General features: G+C 62.9%; 18 protein-coding genes and 1 pseudogene. 11 read left to right on the top strand and 8 right to left on the bottom strand.

From position 1 onward, the window contains the following. Nucleotides 1-7 precede the first annotated feature (7 nt). Nucleotides 8-805, bottom strand: coding sequence for an NAD(P)H-dependent oxidoreductase (locus AC04SF_RS22825; RefSeq protein ID WP_488479619.1), 798 nt, complete (start codon nucleotides 803-805; stop codon nucleotides 8-10). Nucleotides 806-898: 93 nt separating this feature from the next. On the opposite strand from AC04SF_RS22825, the gene AC04SF_RS22820 reads away from it, so the two are divergent. From AC04SF_RS22820 to AC04SF_RS22805, 4 genes are all read left to right on the top strand, one after another. Then, the gene (locus AC04SF_RS22820) at nucleotides 899-1,831 is read left to right on the top strand and encodes a LysR family transcriptional regulator (protein ID WP_488479618.1); all 933 of its coding nucleotides are present in this window, start codon (nucleotides 899-901) and stop codon (nucleotides 1,829-1,831) included. A gap of 67 nt (nucleotides 1,832-1,898) precedes the next feature. After that, nucleotides 1,899-2,246 carry an ArsR/SmtB family transcription factor gene (locus tag AC04SF_RS22815; RefSeq protein WP_202350741.1) on the top strand — a complete coding sequence of 116 codons (348 nt, stop codon included), beginning with the start codon at nucleotides 1,899-1,901 and terminating at the stop codon, nucleotides 2,244-2,246. Nucleotides 2,247-2,271: 25 nt separating this feature from the next. Beyond that, a complete protein-coding gene (locus AC04SF_RS22810) occupies nucleotides 2,272-4,155 on the top strand; it encodes an ABCB family ABC transporter ATP-binding protein/permease (RefSeq protein WP_488479617.1) in 1,884 nt (627 codons plus the stop codon). A gap of 86 nt (nucleotides 4,156-4,241) precedes the next feature. Beyond that, nucleotides 4,242-4,589 (top strand): antibiotic biosynthesis monooxygenase, encoded by a 348-nt coding sequence (locus AC04SF_RS22805; RefSeq protein WP_488479616.1) that lies wholly within the window; start codon nucleotides 4,242-4,244, stop codon nucleotides 4,587-4,589. An 8-nt stretch (nucleotides 4,590-4,597) separates the two neighbouring features. Here the strand turns inward: AC04SF_RS22805 and AC04SF_RS22800 are convergent, their stop codons facing one another. Beyond that, nucleotides 4,598-5,461, bottom strand: coding sequence for an SMP-30/gluconolactonase/LRE family protein (locus tag AC04SF_RS22800; RefSeq protein WP_488479615.1), 864 nt, complete (start codon nucleotides 5,459-5,461; stop codon nucleotides 4,598-4,600). 407 nt (nucleotides 5,462-5,868) lie between these two features. Here AC04SF_RS22800 and AC04SF_RS22795 point away from each other — a divergent pair, with 407 nt between their 5' ends. Beyond that, nucleotides 5,869-6,951: a DMP19 family protein gene (locus tag AC04SF_RS22795; RefSeq protein ID WP_488479614.1), complete on the top strand. Its 1,083-nt coding sequence runs from the start codon at nucleotides 5,869-5,871 to the stop codon at nucleotides 6,949-6,951. An 18-nt stretch (nucleotides 6,952-6,969) separates the two neighbouring features. Here AC04SF_RS22795 and AC04SF_RS22790 read toward each other — a convergent pair whose 3' ends face one another. Further along, nucleotides 6,970-7,119: a hypothetical protein gene (locus AC04SF_RS22790; RefSeq protein ID WP_488479613.1), complete on the bottom strand. Its 150-nt coding sequence runs from the start codon at nucleotides 7,117-7,119 to the stop codon at nucleotides 6,970-6,972. A gap of 204 nt (nucleotides 7,120-7,323) precedes the next feature. Here AC04SF_RS22790 and AC04SF_RS22785 point away from each other — a divergent pair, with 204 nt between their 5' ends. After that, nucleotides 7,324-8,022 carry a phosphatidylserine decarboxylase gene (locus tag AC04SF_RS22785; RefSeq protein ID WP_488479612.1) on the top strand — a complete coding sequence of 233 codons (699 nt, stop codon included), beginning with the start codon at nucleotides 7,324-7,326 and terminating at the stop codon, nucleotides 8,020-8,022. Nucleotides 8,023-8,025: 3 nt separating this feature from the next. Continuing rightward, the gene (locus tag AC04SF_RS22780; RefSeq protein WP_095204975.1) at nucleotides 8,026-8,844 is read left to right on the top strand and encodes a CDP-alcohol phosphatidyltransferase family protein; all 819 of its coding nucleotides are present in this window, start codon (nucleotides 8,026-8,028) and stop codon (nucleotides 8,842-8,844) included. A 4-nt stretch (nucleotides 8,845-8,848) separates the two neighbouring features. On the opposite strand, the gene AC04SF_RS22775 is transcribed toward AC04SF_RS22780, so the two are convergent. After that, the gene (locus AC04SF_RS22775; protein ID WP_488479611.1) at nucleotides 8,849-11,071 is read right to left on the bottom strand and encodes an AMP-binding protein; all 2,223 of its coding nucleotides are present in this window, start codon (nucleotides 11,069-11,071) and stop codon (nucleotides 8,849-8,851) included. A gap of 169 nt (nucleotides 11,072-11,240) precedes the next feature. On the opposite strand from AC04SF_RS22775, the gene parS reads away from it, so the two are divergent. Further along, nucleotides 11,241-11,726, top strand: coding sequence for a type II RES/Xre toxin-antitoxin system antitoxin (gene parS / locus AC04SF_RS22770; protein ID WP_488479610.1), 486 nt, complete (start codon nucleotides 11,241-11,243; stop codon nucleotides 11,724-11,726). Next, nucleotides 11,723-12,229, top strand: coding sequence for an RES family NAD+ phosphorylase (locus AC04SF_RS22765; protein ID WP_488479609.1), 507 nt, complete (start codon nucleotides 11,723-11,725; stop codon nucleotides 12,227-12,229). The genes parS and AC04SF_RS22765 overlap by 4 nt, the downstream gene beginning before the upstream one ends. Before the next feature lie 36 nt (nucleotides 12,230-12,265). Here the strand turns inward: AC04SF_RS22765 and AC04SF_RS22760 are convergent, their stop codons facing one another. Further along, on the bottom strand, nucleotides 12,266-12,673 hold the full coding sequence (locus AC04SF_RS22760) for a tautomerase family protein (protein ID WP_488479608.1): 408 nt from the start codon (nucleotides 12,671-12,673) through the stop codon (nucleotides 12,266-12,268). 113 nt (nucleotides 12,674-12,786) lie between these two features. On the opposite strand from AC04SF_RS22760, the gene AC04SF_RS22755 reads away from it, so the two are divergent. Then, on the top strand, nucleotides 12,787-13,650 hold the full coding sequence (locus AC04SF_RS22755; protein WP_488479607.1) for a LysR substrate-binding domain-containing protein: 864 nt from the start codon (nucleotides 12,787-12,789) through the stop codon (nucleotides 13,648-13,650). A 197-nt stretch (nucleotides 13,651-13,847) separates the two neighbouring features. Here the strand turns inward: AC04SF_RS22755 and AC04SF_RS22750 are convergent. Next, nucleotides 13,848-14,755 (bottom strand): annotated as a pseudogene (locus tag AC04SF_RS22750) (DMT family transporter). Between the two features lie 60 nt (nucleotides 14,756-14,815). Beyond that, nucleotides 14,816-15,703, bottom strand: a complete 888-nt coding sequence (locus AC04SF_RS22745; RefSeq protein ID WP_488479606.1) for a DMT family transporter — start codon at nucleotides 15,701-15,703, stop codon at nucleotides 14,816-14,818. 231 nt (nucleotides 15,704-15,934) lie between these two features. Here AC04SF_RS22745 and AC04SF_RS22740 point away from each other — a divergent pair, with 231 nt between their 5' ends. After that, complete coding sequence (locus AC04SF_RS22740) at nucleotides 15,935-16,441, top strand: OsmC family protein (protein WP_488479605.1); 507 nt, start codon at nucleotides 15,935-15,937, stop codon at nucleotides 16,439-16,441. 49 nt (nucleotides 16,442-16,490) lie between these two features. On the opposite strand, the gene AC04SF_RS22735 is transcribed toward AC04SF_RS22740, so the two are convergent. After that, the gene (locus AC04SF_RS22735) at nucleotides 16,491-16,709 is read right to left on the bottom strand and encodes a hypothetical protein (protein ID WP_096456416.1); all 219 of its coding nucleotides are present in this window, start codon (nucleotides 16,707-16,709) and stop codon (nucleotides 16,491-16,493) included. Nucleotides 16,710-16,811 lie beyond the last annotated feature (102 nt).

The following is a 16,811-nucleotide window of genomic DNA, read 5'->3' as shown; positions in this document are numbered from 1 at the left end:
ACTTCGATCAGCTGGCATCGCCTGCTTGATTGGAGTGAAGCGCGAAGCCGGTTGCACCGGAATCGCCCAGCTCAGGGCGGAGATTCATACTCGGGATGAGATAATCTCCGCCATTTTGCCGACGGTATGGGATGGGCGTCGTCGTCGCTAGTGTCCGCATCCTGTCGCGCAGGCGTTCAGCCACGGGTTCGAAGCCGGTCTCGTCCAGACGATCGACCTTGTAGACCACGAACGGCGGAAGCACGTCGTATCCGGGGTAATAAAGGATCCCGTGATTGATCGGGAACAGCAGGTCGTCGATAGGGCCGTTGATCCCGCGCGGCGTATAGTGCTCTTCCCAGCCTCCGGCGGTCACGATCAACATCGCTCGTTTCCCGACAAGGGTCCCCTCGCCATAGCGATCGCCCCAGCGCCGATCGCTATGCTCGCCAACGCCATAGGCGAATCCGTAGGCGAACACACGGTCGACCCAGCCCTTGAGGATCGCCGGCATGGCGAACCACCAGAGCGGGAACTGCAGGATCAAGGTGTCGGCCCACAGGAGTTTCTCGATCTCGGCCTTTACATCGCCGGTTAGCGTGTCGGCTTCGAACCCCTTCTTGGAAGCCGCGACTGGGATGAGCCGTGCATCGGGTTCCAGTGATGGGAAGTCGGCGCGATCGACTTCGGACTTCCAGCCATCGGCGTAGAGGTCCGATACGCGCACCTCATGCCCTTGAGTCTCGAGTTCCCTTCTGGCGACGTCACGAAGGGCGCCGCTCAGCGAACGTGGTTCAGGGTGAGCGAAGACAAGCAGAACTTTCATGGGTCAGATCCGGTATTGAGGAAACTGACGCAAACGTAGCCAACGACGGTACGATCCACTATATGAAGGTAATGCATAATATTGTGCCGAATAATGGATAAGTCAGACATTACATTTGAGCGTATGCGTAGCTTCGTTCGCGTGGCCGAGCGTGGCAGCCTGTCGGCGGTCGCGCGGGAACGTGGGGTTGGGCAGTCGACGATCACGCGGCACGTGCGGGAGCTCGAAGAAGCGGTCGGCGTGCCTTTGCTCAGCAGGACGACCCGGCGTGTCACGATGACCGCTGAAGGCAGCCGCTATTATGCCAACAGCGTCCAGATACTGCGTCTTGTCGAACAGGCCAGCGATGAGGCCCGGGGCACGCGTGGCGCGCCCGCCGGCACGATCCGGATAAGCTGCACGGCGGCCTTCGGTGTCTTGCACGTCAGCCGGCTGATCTTCGCTTTTCAGGACCGTCATCCTGACATTGGCGTTGACCTCAGCCTCACCGATGAGCGGGTGGATCTCGTCCGCGAGGGTGTCGATATCGCGCTTCGCCTGGGGCCGCTCACGGACAGCTCGTTGAAACTGCGGGCCCTTGGCCAGTCGCGGCGTCTGCTCGTGGCCTCTCCGGATTATCTGGCGGCGCGGGGAAGGCCGGCCGTCCTCTCGGATTTGTCCCGGCATGAGGGTATCCGGATGTCGAATGTGGCGGGTAGCGAAACGCTTGTTTTGCAGGGCGCCGGCGGCGAACGCCATACGGTGCCTTTCGCGGGGCGGCTGCGCATCGATCATGGACTTGCCGCGCGGCAGGCCATGGTCGCTGGTCGAGGGATCGCGCCGGCGCATCGATGGCTTGTGGACGATCTCCTAGCGGCGGGCTTGCTCGAGACGATCCTGACGGATTATTCGCTGCCGTCCGTCCCGCTGAACATGTTGATTGTCCCGGAGCGCGCGGGCGTCGCAAGGGTCCGCTTGCTGGTCGAGTTTCTGGCGGAGCAGATTGCCGCTATTCCTGGGATCGAGAAATCCGTCTCAAAGGACTAGCCGCCGTCCGATCTGCCCGGAAGAGTAGCTTGCGGCGGTGCCGTCCATCGTCTATCGCCGATGAACGATGGCAGAATCCACCCTTGAACCAGACCGCGCGACCAGCGCTCTACCCAACCGCATCTCCGACAGCCGTGCTGTTGCGGCGCGATTTGCGGCGTTGTCGCATCCGGCACGCATCGAGATACTGAAGCACCTCTCGGCCAGCAATTCCTGCTGTTGCCGCGAGGTCGTCGACCGTTTCGATCTGGCGCAGTCGACGGTCTCGCAGCATCTGAAAATCCTGGTCGAGGCCGGCCTGGTCCGCTTCGAGCCCGACCGCCAGCGCTCGCGCTATGCCGTCGATCGCGCAGCCCTTGCCGATGTATCGGCATCGCTCGCCGCTCTCGTCAATTCCTGCTGCTCCGGCCGCTGACCCTCTCACCCAAAAGGCAAGAAAAGTGGCCGAAAAAACCGTCTCCGCCGACACCTCAACCCTTACCACATTGCGCAACCTCTGGCCCTATATGTGGCCAGCCGACCGTGCCGATCTCAGAGCGCGCGTCACCTGGGCAACGCTGCTGCTGGTCGTCGCCAAGCTGACGCTGGTTACCGGTCCCTATTTCTTCAAATGGGCAACGGATGCGCTGGCGGGCGGCTCCAGAACACCGCCGCCGCTGCCGTCTTTCCTGCTTGCCCCGGTGATGCTGGTCATCGCCTACAATGTGCTGAGGCTGGTCCAGCTTGGCTTCAACCAGTTGCGCGACGCGCTGTTTGCCCGTGTCGGCCAGCATGCGGTGCGCCAACTCGCCTTCCGCACCTTCGTCCACATGCACCAGCTGTCGCTGCGCTTCCACCTGGAGCGCCGCACCGGCGGCCTGTCGCGCATCATCGAGCGCGGCACCAAGGGCATCGAAACGATCGTGCGCTTCATCATGCTCAACACCGCGCCGACCATCCTCGAATTTGCGCTGACCGCCGGCATATTCGGTTTTACCTATGGCTGGAAATATGTGGCGGTGGTGGCGATCACCGTCTGGCTCTACGTCTGGTTCACGGTCAAAGCCAGCGACTGGCGCATTTCCATCCGCCGCGACATGAACGACAGCGACACCGACGCCAACACCAAGGCGATCGACTCGCTGCTCAATTTCGAGACGGTCAAATACTTCACCAATGAGCGCATGGAAGCCGACCGCTTCGACCGCTCGATGGCGCGCTACGAGGTTGCCGCCACCAAGACCTGGACCTCGCTCGGCTGGCTGAACTTCGGCCAGGGCGTCATCTTCGGCCTCGGCACGGTCGTCGTCATGTGCATGTCGGCGCTGGAGGTGCAGGCGCACACGCAGACAGTCGGCGATTTCGTCTTCATCAACGCCATGCTGGTGCAGCTGTCCGTGCCGCTCAACTTCATTGGCTTCATCTACCGTGAAATCCGGCAAGGGTTGACCGATATCGAGCACATGTTCGACCTGCTCGACGTGCCGCAGGAGATCGTCGACAAGCCCGACGCCAAGCCGCTTGCCGTCAGCGCCGGCAAGGTCGAGTTCCGTGACGTGCATTTCTCCTATGATCCGAACCGCAAGATCCTGAAGGGTGTTTCCTTCGAAGTGCCGGCCGGCAAGACGGTCGCCATTGTCGGGCCCTCGGGCGCCGGCAAGTCGACCATCTCGCGTCTGCTGTTCCGCTTCTACGACGTGCAGGCTGGCCAGGTTCTGATCGACGGCCAGGACATCCGGGATGTCACCCAGGATAGCCTGCGCGCGGCGCTTGGCATGGTGCCGCAGGACACGGTGCTGTTCAACGACACCATCGCCTACAACATCCGTTACGGTCGTGTTGGCGCGAGCGAGGAGGAGGTGCGCAAGGCCGCCGAACTCGCCCAGATCGGGCCGTTCATCGAGAAGCTGCCCGACGGCTACAAGTCCATGGTCGGCGAGCGCGGGCTGAAGCTCTCCGGCGGCGAAAAGCAGCGCGTGGCGATCGCACGCACCATCCTGAAGGCGCCGCCGATCCTGATGCTCGACGAAGCCACATCAGCGCTGGACAGCCACACCGAGCAGGAGATCCAGGCCGCGCTCGATCTTGTCAGCATGGGGCGCACCACCATTGTCATTGCCCACCGCCTGTCGACGGTGATTTCCGCCGACGAGATCATCGTGCTCAAGGACGGCCAGATCGCCGAGCGCGGCACCCATGTCGAACTGATGCGCAAGCACGGCCTCTATGCCTCGATGTGGGACCGCCAGCGCGAAGCGACCGAAGCCGAGGAGCGGCTGCGCCTTGCCCGCGAGGGCGACGAGCTCGGCGTCATCGTTCGCCGGCGGACCTCAGAGGTAAATTGATTTTATGCTTGACCTCAACTTAAGTTGAGATTGTACGTCGTTCCTGGAGCCCGAAAACCCCATCAACCAGGAACGGAACAATCGAAATGAGCGACATAAATCAGGACGTTAGCGGCGGCAGCGTGTTCAGGGTGGACAAGTTCGTCGTCCCCGCCGCCGCTCGCGAGGAGATCCTCACCAAGGTCAGGACGACGCATGAATTGCTGCGCCAACAGCAGGGTTTCGTGCAGGATTTCCTGCTCGAGCAATTTTCGGGCCCGGGCGAATTCAACCTGGTGACGATCGTCGAATGGGAAAGCCAGGCGGCCGTCGACAAGGTCGTGCCGATCGTCAAGGCCGCGCAAGAACGCGTCGCGTTCAACCCGCAGGAGACGATCGCTCGGCTTGGGGTGCGAGCCGACATCGCCAACTATCAGCGGATCCCGGGACTGTAGGTTTCGTTCTAGGGCCAGCCGACGCCAGGTGCCGGCGCTTCGACGCTGAGCACCTGGCCGGTGCGGGCATCGCTGACCATGTGCTCGAAGCCGCGCCACTCGGCGGCGGTGATGAACAGCGTCCTCCTGTCCGCGCCGCCCAGCATGCAGGCAAAGCAGCCGCGATCGACGGTGGCGGTCTGCAGTACATCGCCGCCCTCGCGCACCCGCACGCAGTGCTTGTTGGGAACATCCGCGTACCAGACCGCGCCTTCGTCATCGAGGCAGATGCCGTCGGGATAACCGTCGAGATCGGCCCAGACGCGCCGGTTGGACAGGCTACCGTCGGCGGCGATGTCGAAGGCGGTCAGCTGGTTGCCGTGGGATTCGGCAAGGATCAGCGTCTTGTTGTCCGGGGTTACCGCCATGCCGTTGGCAAAGGCGATGTTGTCAGCCACTTGCCGGACCGCGCCGTCCGGCGTGATCAGCACGATGGTGCCCGGGCCGAAATACTCACCGGCAGCCGGCGCCGGCCCGCCGCCATTGACATAGATGTTGCCGCGCCCGTCGACGACGATCTCGTTCCACGGGCTCTTCGACAGGCCGCGCAGATCGGCATGGGTGACGAGCCTGCCGTCGGCCTCCTGCCGCAGCAGCAAGCCTTCGCGACCCGAGACGACGAGCAGCCGTCTATCCGGCAGCCAGTCGATGGAGTAGGGCAGGACAGCCGGCACGGTGAGCATGATTTCGCGGTTGCCTTCGGCATCGACCGCTATGATCTCGCCCGTGCCCCAGTTGCAGACCCACAGGCGGCCGTCATGCCAGCGCGGCGATTCCCCGAAGGCGAGGCCGGCTGTGACGAGATGTGCCTGGCCGACTGATGGCTTCTGCATGGGGGAACTCCTTGTTGCGCTGTCTCACCAAGGACGGTCAAAGGGATGCCATGCCGACATCGCGATCAGAAATTTCTGCCGGTCATCAAGCGTCTCCCTCCCTATCGGCAAATACGACACATCGGGCTCGGATACCTCTTATCTCCCCTTGCGGATGATATTGTTTCACCACAGAAAATTGCTATCAATTGCTGTTGGTATTTAGGGAAGTATTTGGATGTTCGGATTCTTTTCGCGCAAGTCCAAGAAAATCTCCAAGAAACCGATCGAGGCTTCGTCACCTGCCTCAGTGCGTCTATCGAAGGCGGGTTTGTTGGTGCCTGTAATTGTGCCGCGCTCGACCGTGGAAGAGGCTGCGGAAGAGCCATTTTGAGCTCGTCTTCGCTGTCGAAAAATTCATACACGCCATGGTTTCCAAAGGGCTCTACCATCATTCGGAGATCAGCCCGAAGGCGATGCAAGTCTCCCACGCCGACTTATATTCCGCCGAGGTAAAAAACGGCGGTCATAGTCAATTCATCCATAATGCCGGCCGGGAGTTCGATGCCATGGTCGCCAACGCTCGTGCCGGTCTCACCGCTGCCGGCGCCAAGGGGCAGTTGGCGACGCTGGAAGATATGTCCGTCTGGGTCGCGGAGCATCCTGAGGAAGCTGAAGGACAGACCGGCTTCGAGGGCGGTCGCGACGATTTTCTCGACACGCTTGATGATGCTTTCTATGACGCCGACGAGGCCGCGCCAATGATCGACCTGTTGGCGCGGTGGGTCGCGTCATGGCCCGATTTGCAAATTGTCGACGACGATAATTGGGATGAAGCTATCCTGCAGTTGGCAATGGCCAATCCCCGCCGCGAATCCCGGCTTCTGCATCGGTCGGTCGCCGAACTGGTCGGTCAGATGATTCGCCGGCGCGATGTGGGAGTTGGTCTTGCCTGCGCAGAAGCGTCGCCACCCGAGGTCAAACTATCGCTCGGCGTGGCGAGGATGCTGGACGTCGAGGGCGAGAAACAATTGGCTTTTCAACTGCGTACCAATGCAGAAGAGCTTCGCCTGTGCGTCGACACGGATACCCATGCTGCGATCTACGAATATATTGCTCCTGAGGATCCGCCAATTGCCCGCCCGGGTGAAAATATACTCGCCGCTGGCGCGCCTCGCGTCGGTCGCAAGCTCGGGCAAGTCGATGCACAGACGGTAACGAAGGTAATCGAACTGGCCGAGGAGTATCACGCGCCAGTCGCCGTCGACCTTCTGTTGCGCAAGGCTGGAATCGATCCAACCAAAGCTGTCCTTTCGGCGAATTCCATCGTGCAGCGGGAAGGAGGGCCGGCCGTGAATTGGGTGGTGATGGCCGGCGGTCACGCGTTTCTCTTCGAGTCGTACCCAGACCGCGGCGTGCTGCTACGCGGCGACAATGAGGAAAGTCTGGCGGAGGCTCATAGAACCGAGCTTGAGGAATATTTCGCACTAACCGTGGCGGCTGGCGAATAAACTGTTCGGCAGATATGGCTAGGACGCGCCCCTTGGCTCTGCGGTCATTGCCACGCTGGCAGCCTTGGCGCAGTCGAAGGACAGCTTGGTCTGCGCAAGCGCGTGACCGGACACCGCCATGGCCAACATCAGCGCAATAGCGCGGCCCGTGGATTTCAGGCCTTTCATCGGTCTGTTTCCCGCCCGGGCCGGAATTCTGGCGGCAATGGCATGGGCATGCAAGCCGGTCGCAACGTCACGAAATACTGAGCGCCCGGCTATCGCGACACGGCCGGCCCTTGCCAGTTCGCCCGCGTCGCCGATTGTTGCGTTGCGGCGAGGGGGGCTTTCGGCTATTGAGGCCGGACTTGAAACGGAGCCCGCCCCAGCCCGATGAGCCTTGTCGATACGGTCAAGAACGCGTTCGTACCGATCCATCGCGAAGGCTATCCCTTTATCGCGGCCTTTGGCGCAGCGACCCTTTTCCTCGGCTATTTCTCCTCGATTCTGTTCTGGATCGGCTTGATCCTGACCGCCTGGTGCGTCTACTTCTTCCGCGACCCCGAGCGCGTCACCCCGGTCGACGACCGCTTGGTGGTGAGCCCTGCAGATGGCATCATTTCGGCCGTAGGACCAGCCGTGCCGCCGCGCGAGCTTGGCCTCGGCGATGTCGAGATGACCCGCATCTCGGTGTTCATGAACGTCTTTTCCTGCCATGTGAACCGCTCGCCCGTGCGCGGCCGCATCGCCAAGATCGAGCATCGGCCGGGAAAATTCCTCAACGCCGAACTCGACAAGGCCAGCACAGAGAACGAGCGCAACGGCCTTGTCATCGAGAGCCCCAACGGCACGGTCGCCGCCGTCCAGATCGCCGGCCTGGTGGCGCGGCGCATCGTCTGCTGGGCCGAGGCCGGCGGCTCGATCGGCACCGGCGAGCGTTTCGGCCTGATCCGCTTCGGCTCGCGTGTCGACGTCTTCCTGCCTTTGACCGCGACGCCGCGCGTTGCCGTTGGCCAGACGGCGGTCGGCGGCGAAACCGTGCTCGCCGAATTCGGTGGCGTCGCCGGCACTCCTCTTGTGCGGATTTCCTGAGCCTTGGGCGCGCCGTTCAAGAAATTCGAGGCTCATGCCAGCGGCGGTCCGCGCATCCGCGAGATCCCGATGCGCATGGTGCTGCCCAATCTGGTCACCGTGCTTGCCATCTGCGCTGGCCTGTCCGGCATCCGCTTTGCCTTCGAAGACCGCTTCGAGACGGCGGTGGTGATGGTGCTGCTGGCTGCCTTTCTCGATGGCATCGACGGTCGGCTTGCACGCATGCTGAAGGCGACTTCGAAATTCGGCGCGCAGATGGATTCACTCGCCGACATCGTCAATTTCGGTGTCGCGCCGGCCTTGGTACTTTATGCCTTCCTGCTCGACCGCGCCGGCTCGCCGGGGTGGATAGCAGCCCTTCTGTTCGCCATCGCCTGCGGGCTGAGGCTTGCCCGCTTCAACGTGCTCGACGACGAGAAAGCCGAGCGTCCGCTGTGGCAGTCGGAATATTTCGTCGGCGTGCCGGCGCCGGCCGGCGCGGTGCTGGTGATGCTGCCGCTCTATCTGTTTTTCCTGCGGCTCGGGCTGGAGCCAAGCCGCCTGGCCGCCTTCGTCGCCACCGGCTTCACCATCCTGGTCGCCTTCCTTCTGGTCAGCCGGCTGCCTGTCTATTCCGGCAAGAGCATCAAGATTCCGGGCGACAGGGTGCTGCCGGTCATTCTGGCCGTCGTGCTCTACATCCTCTTGCTGATGACCTATCCCTGGTACACGCTGACGGCGTCGGTCGCGGGCTATCTGATCTTCCTGCCGTTTTCCGTGCGCGCCTACTCCAAGCGCGCCAAGCTCGAGGGCGAGAAGGTGCCGCCTTCGGATATAGGGTAGAACCCTACGCCGCCACACCCAGCCCCAACCTGTCGATCGCCAGCTTCCTGGTCGAGACATAATCGGTCTTGCCGGAACCTAGCACCGGGATTTCCTCCACCTTGACGATGTCGTTGGGCACCATCAGTTCGGCGGCCCCGGCCTTCTTGCCGAACTGGCGCAGCTCTTCGGGATTGGCATCGTCGGCGGTGGTGACCAGTACGATGCGCTCGCCGCGCCTTTTATCCGGCACCGCCACCGCCGCGTGGCGTTCCTCCGGCCAGAGCGACTGCACCAGCATCTCGACCGCCCCCAGCGACACCATCTCACCGGCGATCTTGGCGAAGCGCTTGGCGCGGCCGCGAATGGTGATGAAGCCTTCGCGGTCGACGGCGACGATGTCGCCGGTGTCGTGCCAGCCGGTCAGCGGTTGCAGCTCGCCGGGACGATCCGCGGTCATGTAGCCCATCATCAGGTTTGGTCCATCGAGCCACAATTGCCCGGCATCCGAGATGCCCTCGACCGGCTCCAGCTTCATGCGCATCGCCGGCAATAGCCGCCCGACCGTGCCGTCGCGGCCGTGGATGGCGGTGTTGACGGCAACCACCGGAGCGGCCTCGGTCAGCCCGAAGCCTTCGATGATCTCGGCCTGGAAGCGCTCGCGATAGACGCGGCGCGTTTCCGGCTTCACCGCCTCGGCGCCGGCAACGACGAAGCGCAGGCTGGAGAAATCGCCGTCCTTGGCGGTGCGCGCATAGTTGGCGAGGAATGTGTCGGTGCCGAACATGATCGTCGGTTTCACCTTGCGCGCGATCTCGGGGATGATCTTGTAGTGGAGCGGTGAGGGGTAGAGGAATAGTTTTACCCCAGTGACCAGCGGCAGGATGGTGCCGCCCGTCAGGCCGAAGGAATGGAACACCGGCAGCACGTTGAGCAGGATATCGGCCGGCGAGATGGTGATGCGCGCCTCGGCCTGCATGGCGTTGGCAAGCAGGTTCTTTTGCGACAGGATAACGGCCTTTGGCGTGCCTTCCGAACCGGAGGTGAACAGGATCACGCCCGGCTTGGCGGCATCCTGCCGCTGCAGCGGCCAGCGCCACAGCAAGGCGGCGGCAAGCTTGTCCAGCGCGGTGACGCTGGTCCGAACATCTTCCAGCCACAGCAGCCTGGCGCCGCCCTTTTCGACCGCGGCGACGATATCGGCGAGATCGGCCTTCTGGACGAAGGCGCGGGAAGAAATGACGGTGCGGATGACGGCCGTGCGCACGGCAGCCGTGACGCTCGCCGGCCCGGCCGTATAATTGATCATCGCTGTCACCCGTCCCGCCGACAGCAGGCCGACGAGCGACAGCACGACACCATTGGCGTTGGGCAGCATTATCCCCACCGCTTCGCCAGGCGCCGTCACCGCCTCGAAGCGCCGGCCCAACACACGCGCACCGATGAACATCTTGCGGTAGCTCAGCGCGCCCGAGATGACGTCCTCGATGATCGGATGCGAGGCGCCGACCCTGGCCGCCGCATCGCGCATGGCCAGGAACATGCCGCGGTCGAGGTTGGTGCCGAAAAGCCGCGCTTCGGCGACGCGGTCGAACAGCGCATTGGTGTTCGAGGCCTGGTCCGGGTTGCGCGCCACCAGTTCGGCGATGGTCATCGGCTCCAGCACACTGATCGACAGCTGTGGAAACCAGTGTCGCGGCGCCTTGTCCGCCGGCGTCAGCGACACAGGCAGGCTGCGCGCGCCGGCAACGAAGATCGGCACGATGCGGGCGTCGGCCTGCATGGCGATGCGGGTGACGGCGCGAAACAGCCGAAACGTCTTGACGTCGGGCTCGACCGCATCCGGCAGGTAGACGGCGAGCCGGCCCTTGCCCTTCAGCACCCGCACCAGCCGGCGGCTGACGAAAAGATGTTCGGCATTGAAGGCAATGGTGCGGCCAAGCTCACGCCAGGGTTCGAGCCAGGGCGAACGCGCCGAGACCTCATCGAGAATGTGCAGCGTGTCGTCCGGCAGCAGCGACAGCATCAGCGCCGGTTCGAAGCGCGACTGGTGCGAGATGACGTAGATGACGGGAGCCTGCGCCTTGCGTGCGATCCCGATGCGGTTGTCGCTGATTCGGTAGGCGAGCTTGAACGGCACGTAGAGCAGCGCCTGGGTGAAACGCAGGCCGAGGCGGAATTTCTCCACAACGCCGATCAGCAGCCAAGCCAGGGCAAGACCCGCAAGCAGCGCCAGTGTCAGGATCATGCCGCGTCTCTCCCAACGTTTTTGTCATCACGGCTCTGCGGCCGCTTCGGAGGCAGAGGGTAGCGGAAGTGCGCGCGAGGTCAATGCGGACTGATGCGGTGCTTCGATCGCCACTTGAAAGGTTGCGACACATGTCGTAAATAAACTGACACGTGACGGAGAAGTGAGCATGGCCAGTTTCCCGACGGGATTTGCCGAAGCACCACACATGGAGCCGGAGTTCGAACGGCTGGTCGACCTGTTCGGCGGGCCGAAAGTTCTTGGATCCTCGGTATCCAGCCCGCTTGAGGCCCATGAAATGATCTTGCATGGAATTCCAAGCCAGGCCTTGGAAAGCCTTGTCAGGCAACTGACCGTTATTGATGCTGATGCCTTCGAGGCGGCATTCGGCATGAGCGAGCGGACATTTCAGCGTCACAAATCTGATCACTCCCGGACGCTCAATCGGGAGCAAGGCTCACGGACCTGGAATTTTGCCAGGGTCCTCACCAAGGCCACGTCCGTTCTGGGAAACCAGGAAGCGGCTGAAAAATGGATGATTGAGCCCGCCATGGGCTTGGACAACCGGCGACCGATTGATCTCTTGGCAACGGCGGCGGGCACCATCCTTGTCCAGGAATTCCTCGAGCGGCTCGACTATGGTGTCTACACGTGACGCCTTTGCCGGGCTCTCTTGGGACGGGAGAAGTCCTCGGCTGGAGACTTGATCACAAACGCTTCCAGGCAAGTTGGGACAGCGGTGAGGGGGCCTTCAAATTCGGTGGACGATGGAACAGCAAACGGGTCAGGGCCGTATATGCGTCCATTGACCCCTCGACCGCCATTCTCGAGGTGGGCGTCCACAAGGGGTTTCGGACGCTGGATACGGTTCCGCATGTGCTGACGGCATTCGACATCGCCGATCCATCGAAGATTCATGTGGTGGAAATTGACGATATTCCAAACCCAAACTGGATGCGCCCCGGCATTCCCAGTGCAGGACAGCAGCAATTTGGTGACGGCCTGCTGGCAAAACATTCCTTGGTTTTAATTCCCAGTGCGGTATCCCCGCACAGCTGGAACCTGGTGTTCGACCCCGGCCAAGCGGCCGGTCGTTACAGGCTACACCTCCAGGAGGATTTCGCCCTCGATACAAGGTTTCATCCTGCTGCCAGGTAGCCGTTCGGTCGGAGCGGGCGCAGGAGCAAAATGCCCTTACGCCGCCTTCAGCCGCCCGCTGATGAAGCGGAACTCCTGCGTCTTGCCGCCATAGCCATAGGCGGCTGCCGGCACTTCATGCACGAAGGCATAGCTTTCCTCGTGCACGCCACCCAGCAGGCGGCCGAAGGCCTCGAAGAGTGCCTTGAGATAGGCTTCCAGCTCGAGCTTGGTGTTGGTGCCGTCGACCACCTTGATATCCAGCCAGAACGTGTTGGTGCCGTGCTCGGCCAGCGACTTGCCGCCGGCGAACCAATGCTGCGGGTCGACATAGGACACGGCAACGGCGGTGATCGTCGGATCCTTGCGCAATTGCGTGGCGGTGATCTCGGTGATTTCCCTGGCGATGCTGGCGGACAAAGCGGCGTCTGGCTTGCCGGTGACGCTGATGTTGATGATGGGCATTTTTCGTCTCCTTGGTTCTAGCGGCGTCTAATCGCCGTTGGAGAGACCATGTCACTCTCCCTAGATCAAAAAAATCGAATTGTTTTCAACTAAAGATTCGATATTGTCGAATTATGGAAACGCTCGATCCGGATTTGCTGAAAACCTTCCTTGCCTTCGTCGACAGCGGTTCGCTGGCGCAGGCGGCGTCGAGCGTCGGCCGTTCGCCCTCCGCGGTGACCGCCCAGATGCAGCGGCTAGAGGAGATCGTCGGCGAGCCGCTGCTGGCGCCACAGGGCAGAGGGCGCGGCCTGACGCCGGCCGGGGAGGACCTTGTCGGCCATGCCAGGCGCATCCTTGCCGTGCATCGCGAGGCGTGGCTGGCGCTGAAGGGGGCACGGGCCGCCGGGCGCGTCGCCATCGGCACGACGCAGGATTTCGCCGACAGCGGTCTACCAGACCTGCTGCGCGCCTTCGCTGCCAGCCATCCGCGCGTCAGGATCGAATTGCGCGTCGGCCGCTCCGCCGAACTGGCGCAGGCGCTGCAGGCCGGCAGCCTCGATCTGGCGATCGTCATGCGCCAGACGGCGGCGCCGGACGAGGTCGGCGTCCTGCGCGAGCCGATGATCTGGTTGTGTTCGCAGAAAGGGCTGGCCTCGCGGCAGGAAGAGCTGCCGCTGGCGTTGCTCGATCCCTATTGCGGTTTTCGCGAGGCCGCCCTCGCGGCGCTCGATGCTGCCGGCCGCCGCTACCGCATCGCCGCCGGCAGTGCCAGCCTGGCCGGCCTGCGTACAGCCGTGAATGCTGGCCTTGCGCTGACCCTGCGAACTCCGCGCTTTGCCCATTCCGGCATTGTCGAAGCGCCGCGTGAGCTGGGCCTGCCGCCGGTTCCGGCGGCCGAATTCGCGATACGGCTGCGTGCTGGAGCCGATGCTTCCGCAGGCGATCTGGCGGCGCTGCTCAGCGGCAATCTGGCCCTGTCCCAGCCAGTTGCCTGATTTGGCAGGGCTCGGAGCCATGTCAGCCTGTCGGCAAGGACAAAGCCTGGCGGTCGGGCCTATCTGGCAAAGAAAAAGCCGACCTTGCGGTCGGCTTGGGAGTAGGACGGGCCGAGGGGTTCGGGGGGACTTGGGGGGTGGCCCGTCGCACCAATAATGTCTGACTCGGATGATGGTTCCGTGACTGTGTCACTTTTTTAAGAAATATTTGACGCTGCCTGCTGCGAGCGGGCCGCCAGCCAGTCGCGGCCGGCATGGGCGAACACTGCGCCGAGGACAATGACGCCGCCGACCATGCTGGCGACAGGCGGTATCTCGGCCAAGAAAAGGAAGGCAAACAGGATCGCGAACGGCACCTCCGCCGAGCCGAGCAGGCCGGATTCGGGCGCCGGGATAAGCCGCGCGCCTTCCGTCCACAGGATCGACGACAATGCGAAGGATGTGCCGAAGGTGACGAGCAGAACAGCATCCCTTGCCGAAACCGCCAAGGGATCGGTGATGATCCAGCCGATAATGAACAGCAGGAAGGCCGAAACCGCGCCCGCCCACACCACGGGCGTGTCGCGGAAAGCGCGCACCATGATCATGTAGAGCGCGCTGCCGGCCGTCATCAGCAGCGCCAGCCCGTCCCCGAACAGATTGCCGGTGCCGAAGCCCGACCAGACCATGATGGCCACGCCGCACAGCGATACGGCGGCCGCGAGCATCGTCTGCAGGCGGAAAGGCTCGCGCACCAGCACCCAGGCCAGCACGGCGGCAATGAAGGGCGACGTTGCGTAGATGACCGCGACATTGGCGACGTAGGTGAATTTGAACGCCGAGATGAAGGCGATGCTGGCCAGCGCGCCTTCCACCGCCAGCAGCCAGCCGCGCCAGCCAAGGCGGAGCGCGTCGCGGTTGCCCGACCGGCGGCGGCGCCAGAGCACATAGAGGCTGATCAGGATTGAACCGACAAAGCCGCGCCAGCAGGTAATCGTCAGCGGATCGGCGGGATCGACTTGGTCAGCACGCCGGTCAGGCCGAACACGGCCGCCGATGACGACACCAGGATGATGCCAAGCGTGCGCTCGGTGGTTTCGGCTGTGGTGGCTGGGACGTCAGTCATGCCCGCAGCCTACCTCGTCAGGTCCTGACATCGTAGTGTCAGCAGTGAGCGCCATCCCGATCACAGCCGCTTGCGGAAATGCTCGCCGCCGACGATCAGCAGCCCGGCGGCGATGATCAGGGCGGCACCGAGAAACACTTCGCGGCGCGGCACGTCGCCCCAGATCGCAAAGCCGAGCGCGAACGCCCACAGCAGCGAACTGTATTCGAGCGGGGCGAGGATCGATGCCGGCGTTCGCTTCATGCCTTCGAAGAGAAGATATTGCGCCAGGCCGCCAAGGGCGCCGACGCTGCCGAGAAGCAGCAGCTGGGTCAGATCAGGCGTATGCCACCACAACAGCGCCGGTGCCGCCGAAAACACCAGGAAATAGAAATTGTTGAGCAGCAGCTGGATCGTCGAGCGTTCGGCAAGTGCGGTCTTGCGCAGGAGCACGATGGCGATGGCCCACAAAAGGGCGGCCGCCAGCACCAGCAGCACCGGCACGGACAGGCCGAGATGGGTCGGGTCGCAGGCGATGAAGACCCCGGCAAAACCGACCAAAACCGCCAGCCAGCGCAGCACGGGCACCTTTTCGCCGAGCAGGAACACAGAAAGCACGGTGACGATGATCGGCGCTGCGTAATAGACCGTGGTCAGTTCGGCGAGCTGCAGGCTGCGCGCGGCGTTGTAGTAGCAGAGCCATGCGGCAAGCGTGAAAGCGCTGCGCAACAGCATGGGCCGCACGATCGGCGAGCGCACCGTGTCGATAAACAGTTTTCGCCCGCCGATCGCCGCGCAGGCGCTCAGAATGGTGATGCTGCGAAAGAACATGATCTGCCAGACCGTCATGCCGGTCACCAGCAGCTTGATCGAGGCATCCTGCGTCGAAAACAAGAGATAGGCGGCACCGGTCAGCAGGATTCCAGCGAGAACCCTTTCGCGTGTTTCGAGAATGGCGATGTCGGCCATAGGCGCGGGACCAGTGTTACGGGAAGCGACAGAGATGCCGTGGATCAACACGATGGCCGGGAAGTCAGGCCTTCTTGCCAAGCTATACGGTCGAAAGTTGGCACAGCGCTACGCCAGCCCTGGGCTTGCGTTGGGGCAGGAACTGGCGGTCTTGCTTCGGCGAGGCGATAGGCACTTATATCTGGAAAAGTCATGCCGAAGGCTGGCCACAAAAGCGAAAGAGGCAGCGACATGGATGCAACCGAACTGAAGGCCATGCAGGCGCCGCTGAAGCAGGCTTACCGCGACGATGCTTCGCAGGCGCTGATCACACTGAGAGCGAAGGGGTCGATCGATGACCAGTCGGTGGCCTGCAAGGTGGAGACCGGCAGGGCGTTGGCCATCGCCGGTCTGCATCCGGCAACAGGCGGCTCTGGGCTCGAGCTCTGCTCCGGCGACATGCTGCTGGAAGCCTTGGTGGCCTGTGCGGGGGTGACGCTGAAGGCGGTGGCGACGGCGCTCGAGTTCAAACTTGGCGCTGCCACGGTGGAGGCCGAAGGCGATCTTGATTTTCGTGGCACGCTCGGTGTTGCCAAGGACGCGCCGGTCGGTTTTCGAGCCATCCGGCTCAATTTCAGCTTCAACACGGATGAACCGCAGGAGCGGATAGATTCGCTGCTGAAGCTGACCGAGCGCTATTGCGTGGTGTTCCAGACCATCAACCAGAAGCCGGAGCTGACGGTGAGCGCCCGGAGCTGAAACGACAAGGCCCGCGGCCAGCGGCCGCGGGCCTTGCTGTAACGGATGCCTACTGCGCCGCCGGCTCTTCGGCATCGCCCTCGTCGGTAAAGGGGGAGGCGCTCGGCACGCACTGTACAGACCAGCCGGGGGGTGTCGGCTGCTTCTGATATTCGGTGATGGCGGCGGTGCACTGCTCGCGCTTGTCGAAGGTGCTGGGCAGTACCACCATGCCGCCCTGCGGGCCGGCGATTACCAGATACCAGACCAACGCTGCGGTCGTAGCCATGGGGATGTCCTTGTTCTGCCCAGCAGGGCGCTCGTTGTTGTGGGAGTCGTTTCGATCCTAACAACTCCTTGGAAATGACGAAAGCATGACCGCGACCCGGCC

It is taken from the genome of Mesorhizobium sp. CNPSo 4671 (assembly GCF_057784245.1).
Note: the sequence above shows the minus strand (reverse complement) of the source record. Positions and strands in the feature narration are given on the sequence as shown.

What these genes read in the sequence shown, in the direction of transcription:
- AC04SF_RS22825 (WP_488479619.1), bottom strand. Translation starts at nt 805, where the DNA reads ATGAAAGTTCTGCTTGTCTTCGCTCACCCTGAACCACGTTCGCTGAGC.
- AC04SF_RS22820 (WP_488479618.1), top strand. Translation starts at nt 899, where the DNA reads ATGGATAAGTCAGACATTACATTTGAGCGTATGCGTAGCTTCGTTCGC.
- AC04SF_RS22815 (WP_202350741.1), top strand. Translation starts at nt 1,899, where the DNA reads ATGGCAGAATCCACCCTTGAACCAGACCGCGCGACCAGCGCTCTACCC.
- AC04SF_RS22805 (WP_488479616.1), top strand. Translation starts at nt 4,242, where the DNA reads ATGAGCGACATAAATCAGGACGTTAGCGGCGGCAGCGTGTTCAGGGTG.
- AC04SF_RS22800 (WP_488479615.1), bottom strand. Translation starts at nt 5,461, where the DNA reads ATGCAGAAGCCATCAGTCGGCCAGGCACATCTCGTCACAGCCGGCCTC.
- AC04SF_RS22795 (WP_488479614.1), top strand. Translation starts at nt 5,869, where the DNA reads ATGGTTTCCAAAGGGCTCTACCATCATTCGGAGATCAGCCCGAAGGCG.
- AC04SF_RS22790 (WP_488479613.1), bottom strand. Translation starts at nt 7,119, where the DNA reads ATGAAAGGCCTGAAATCCACGGGCCGCGCTATTGCGCTGATGTTGGCC.
- AC04SF_RS22785 (WP_488479612.1), top strand. Translation starts at nt 7,324, where the DNA reads ATGAGCCTTGTCGATACGGTCAAGAACGCGTTCGTACCGATCCATCGC.
- AC04SF_RS22775 (WP_488479611.1), bottom strand. Translation starts at nt 11,071, where the DNA reads ATGATCCTGACACTGGCGCTGCTTGCGGGTCTTGCCCTGGCTTGGCTG.
- parS (WP_488479610.1), top strand. Translation starts at nt 11,241, where the DNA reads ATGGCCAGTTTCCCGACGGGATTTGCCGAAGCACCACACATGGAGCCG.
- AC04SF_RS22760 (WP_488479608.1), bottom strand. Translation starts at nt 12,673, where the DNA reads ATGCCCATCATCAACATCAGCGTCACCGGCAAGCCAGACGCCGCTTTG.
- AC04SF_RS22755 (WP_488479607.1), top strand. Translation starts at nt 12,787, where the DNA reads ATGGAAACGCTCGATCCGGATTTGCTGAAAACCTTCCTTGCCTTCGTC.
- AC04SF_RS22745 (WP_488479606.1), bottom strand. Translation starts at nt 15,703, where the DNA reads ATGGCCGACATCGCCATTCTCGAAACACGCGAAAGGGTTCTCGCTGGA.
- AC04SF_RS22740 (WP_488479605.1), top strand. Translation starts at nt 15,935, where the DNA reads ATGGATGCAACCGAACTGAAGGCCATGCAGGCGCCGCTGAAGCAGGCT.
- AC04SF_RS22735 (WP_096456416.1), bottom strand. Translation starts at nt 16,709, where the DNA reads ATGGCTACGACCGCAGCGTTGGTCTGGTATCTGGTAATCGCCGGCCCG.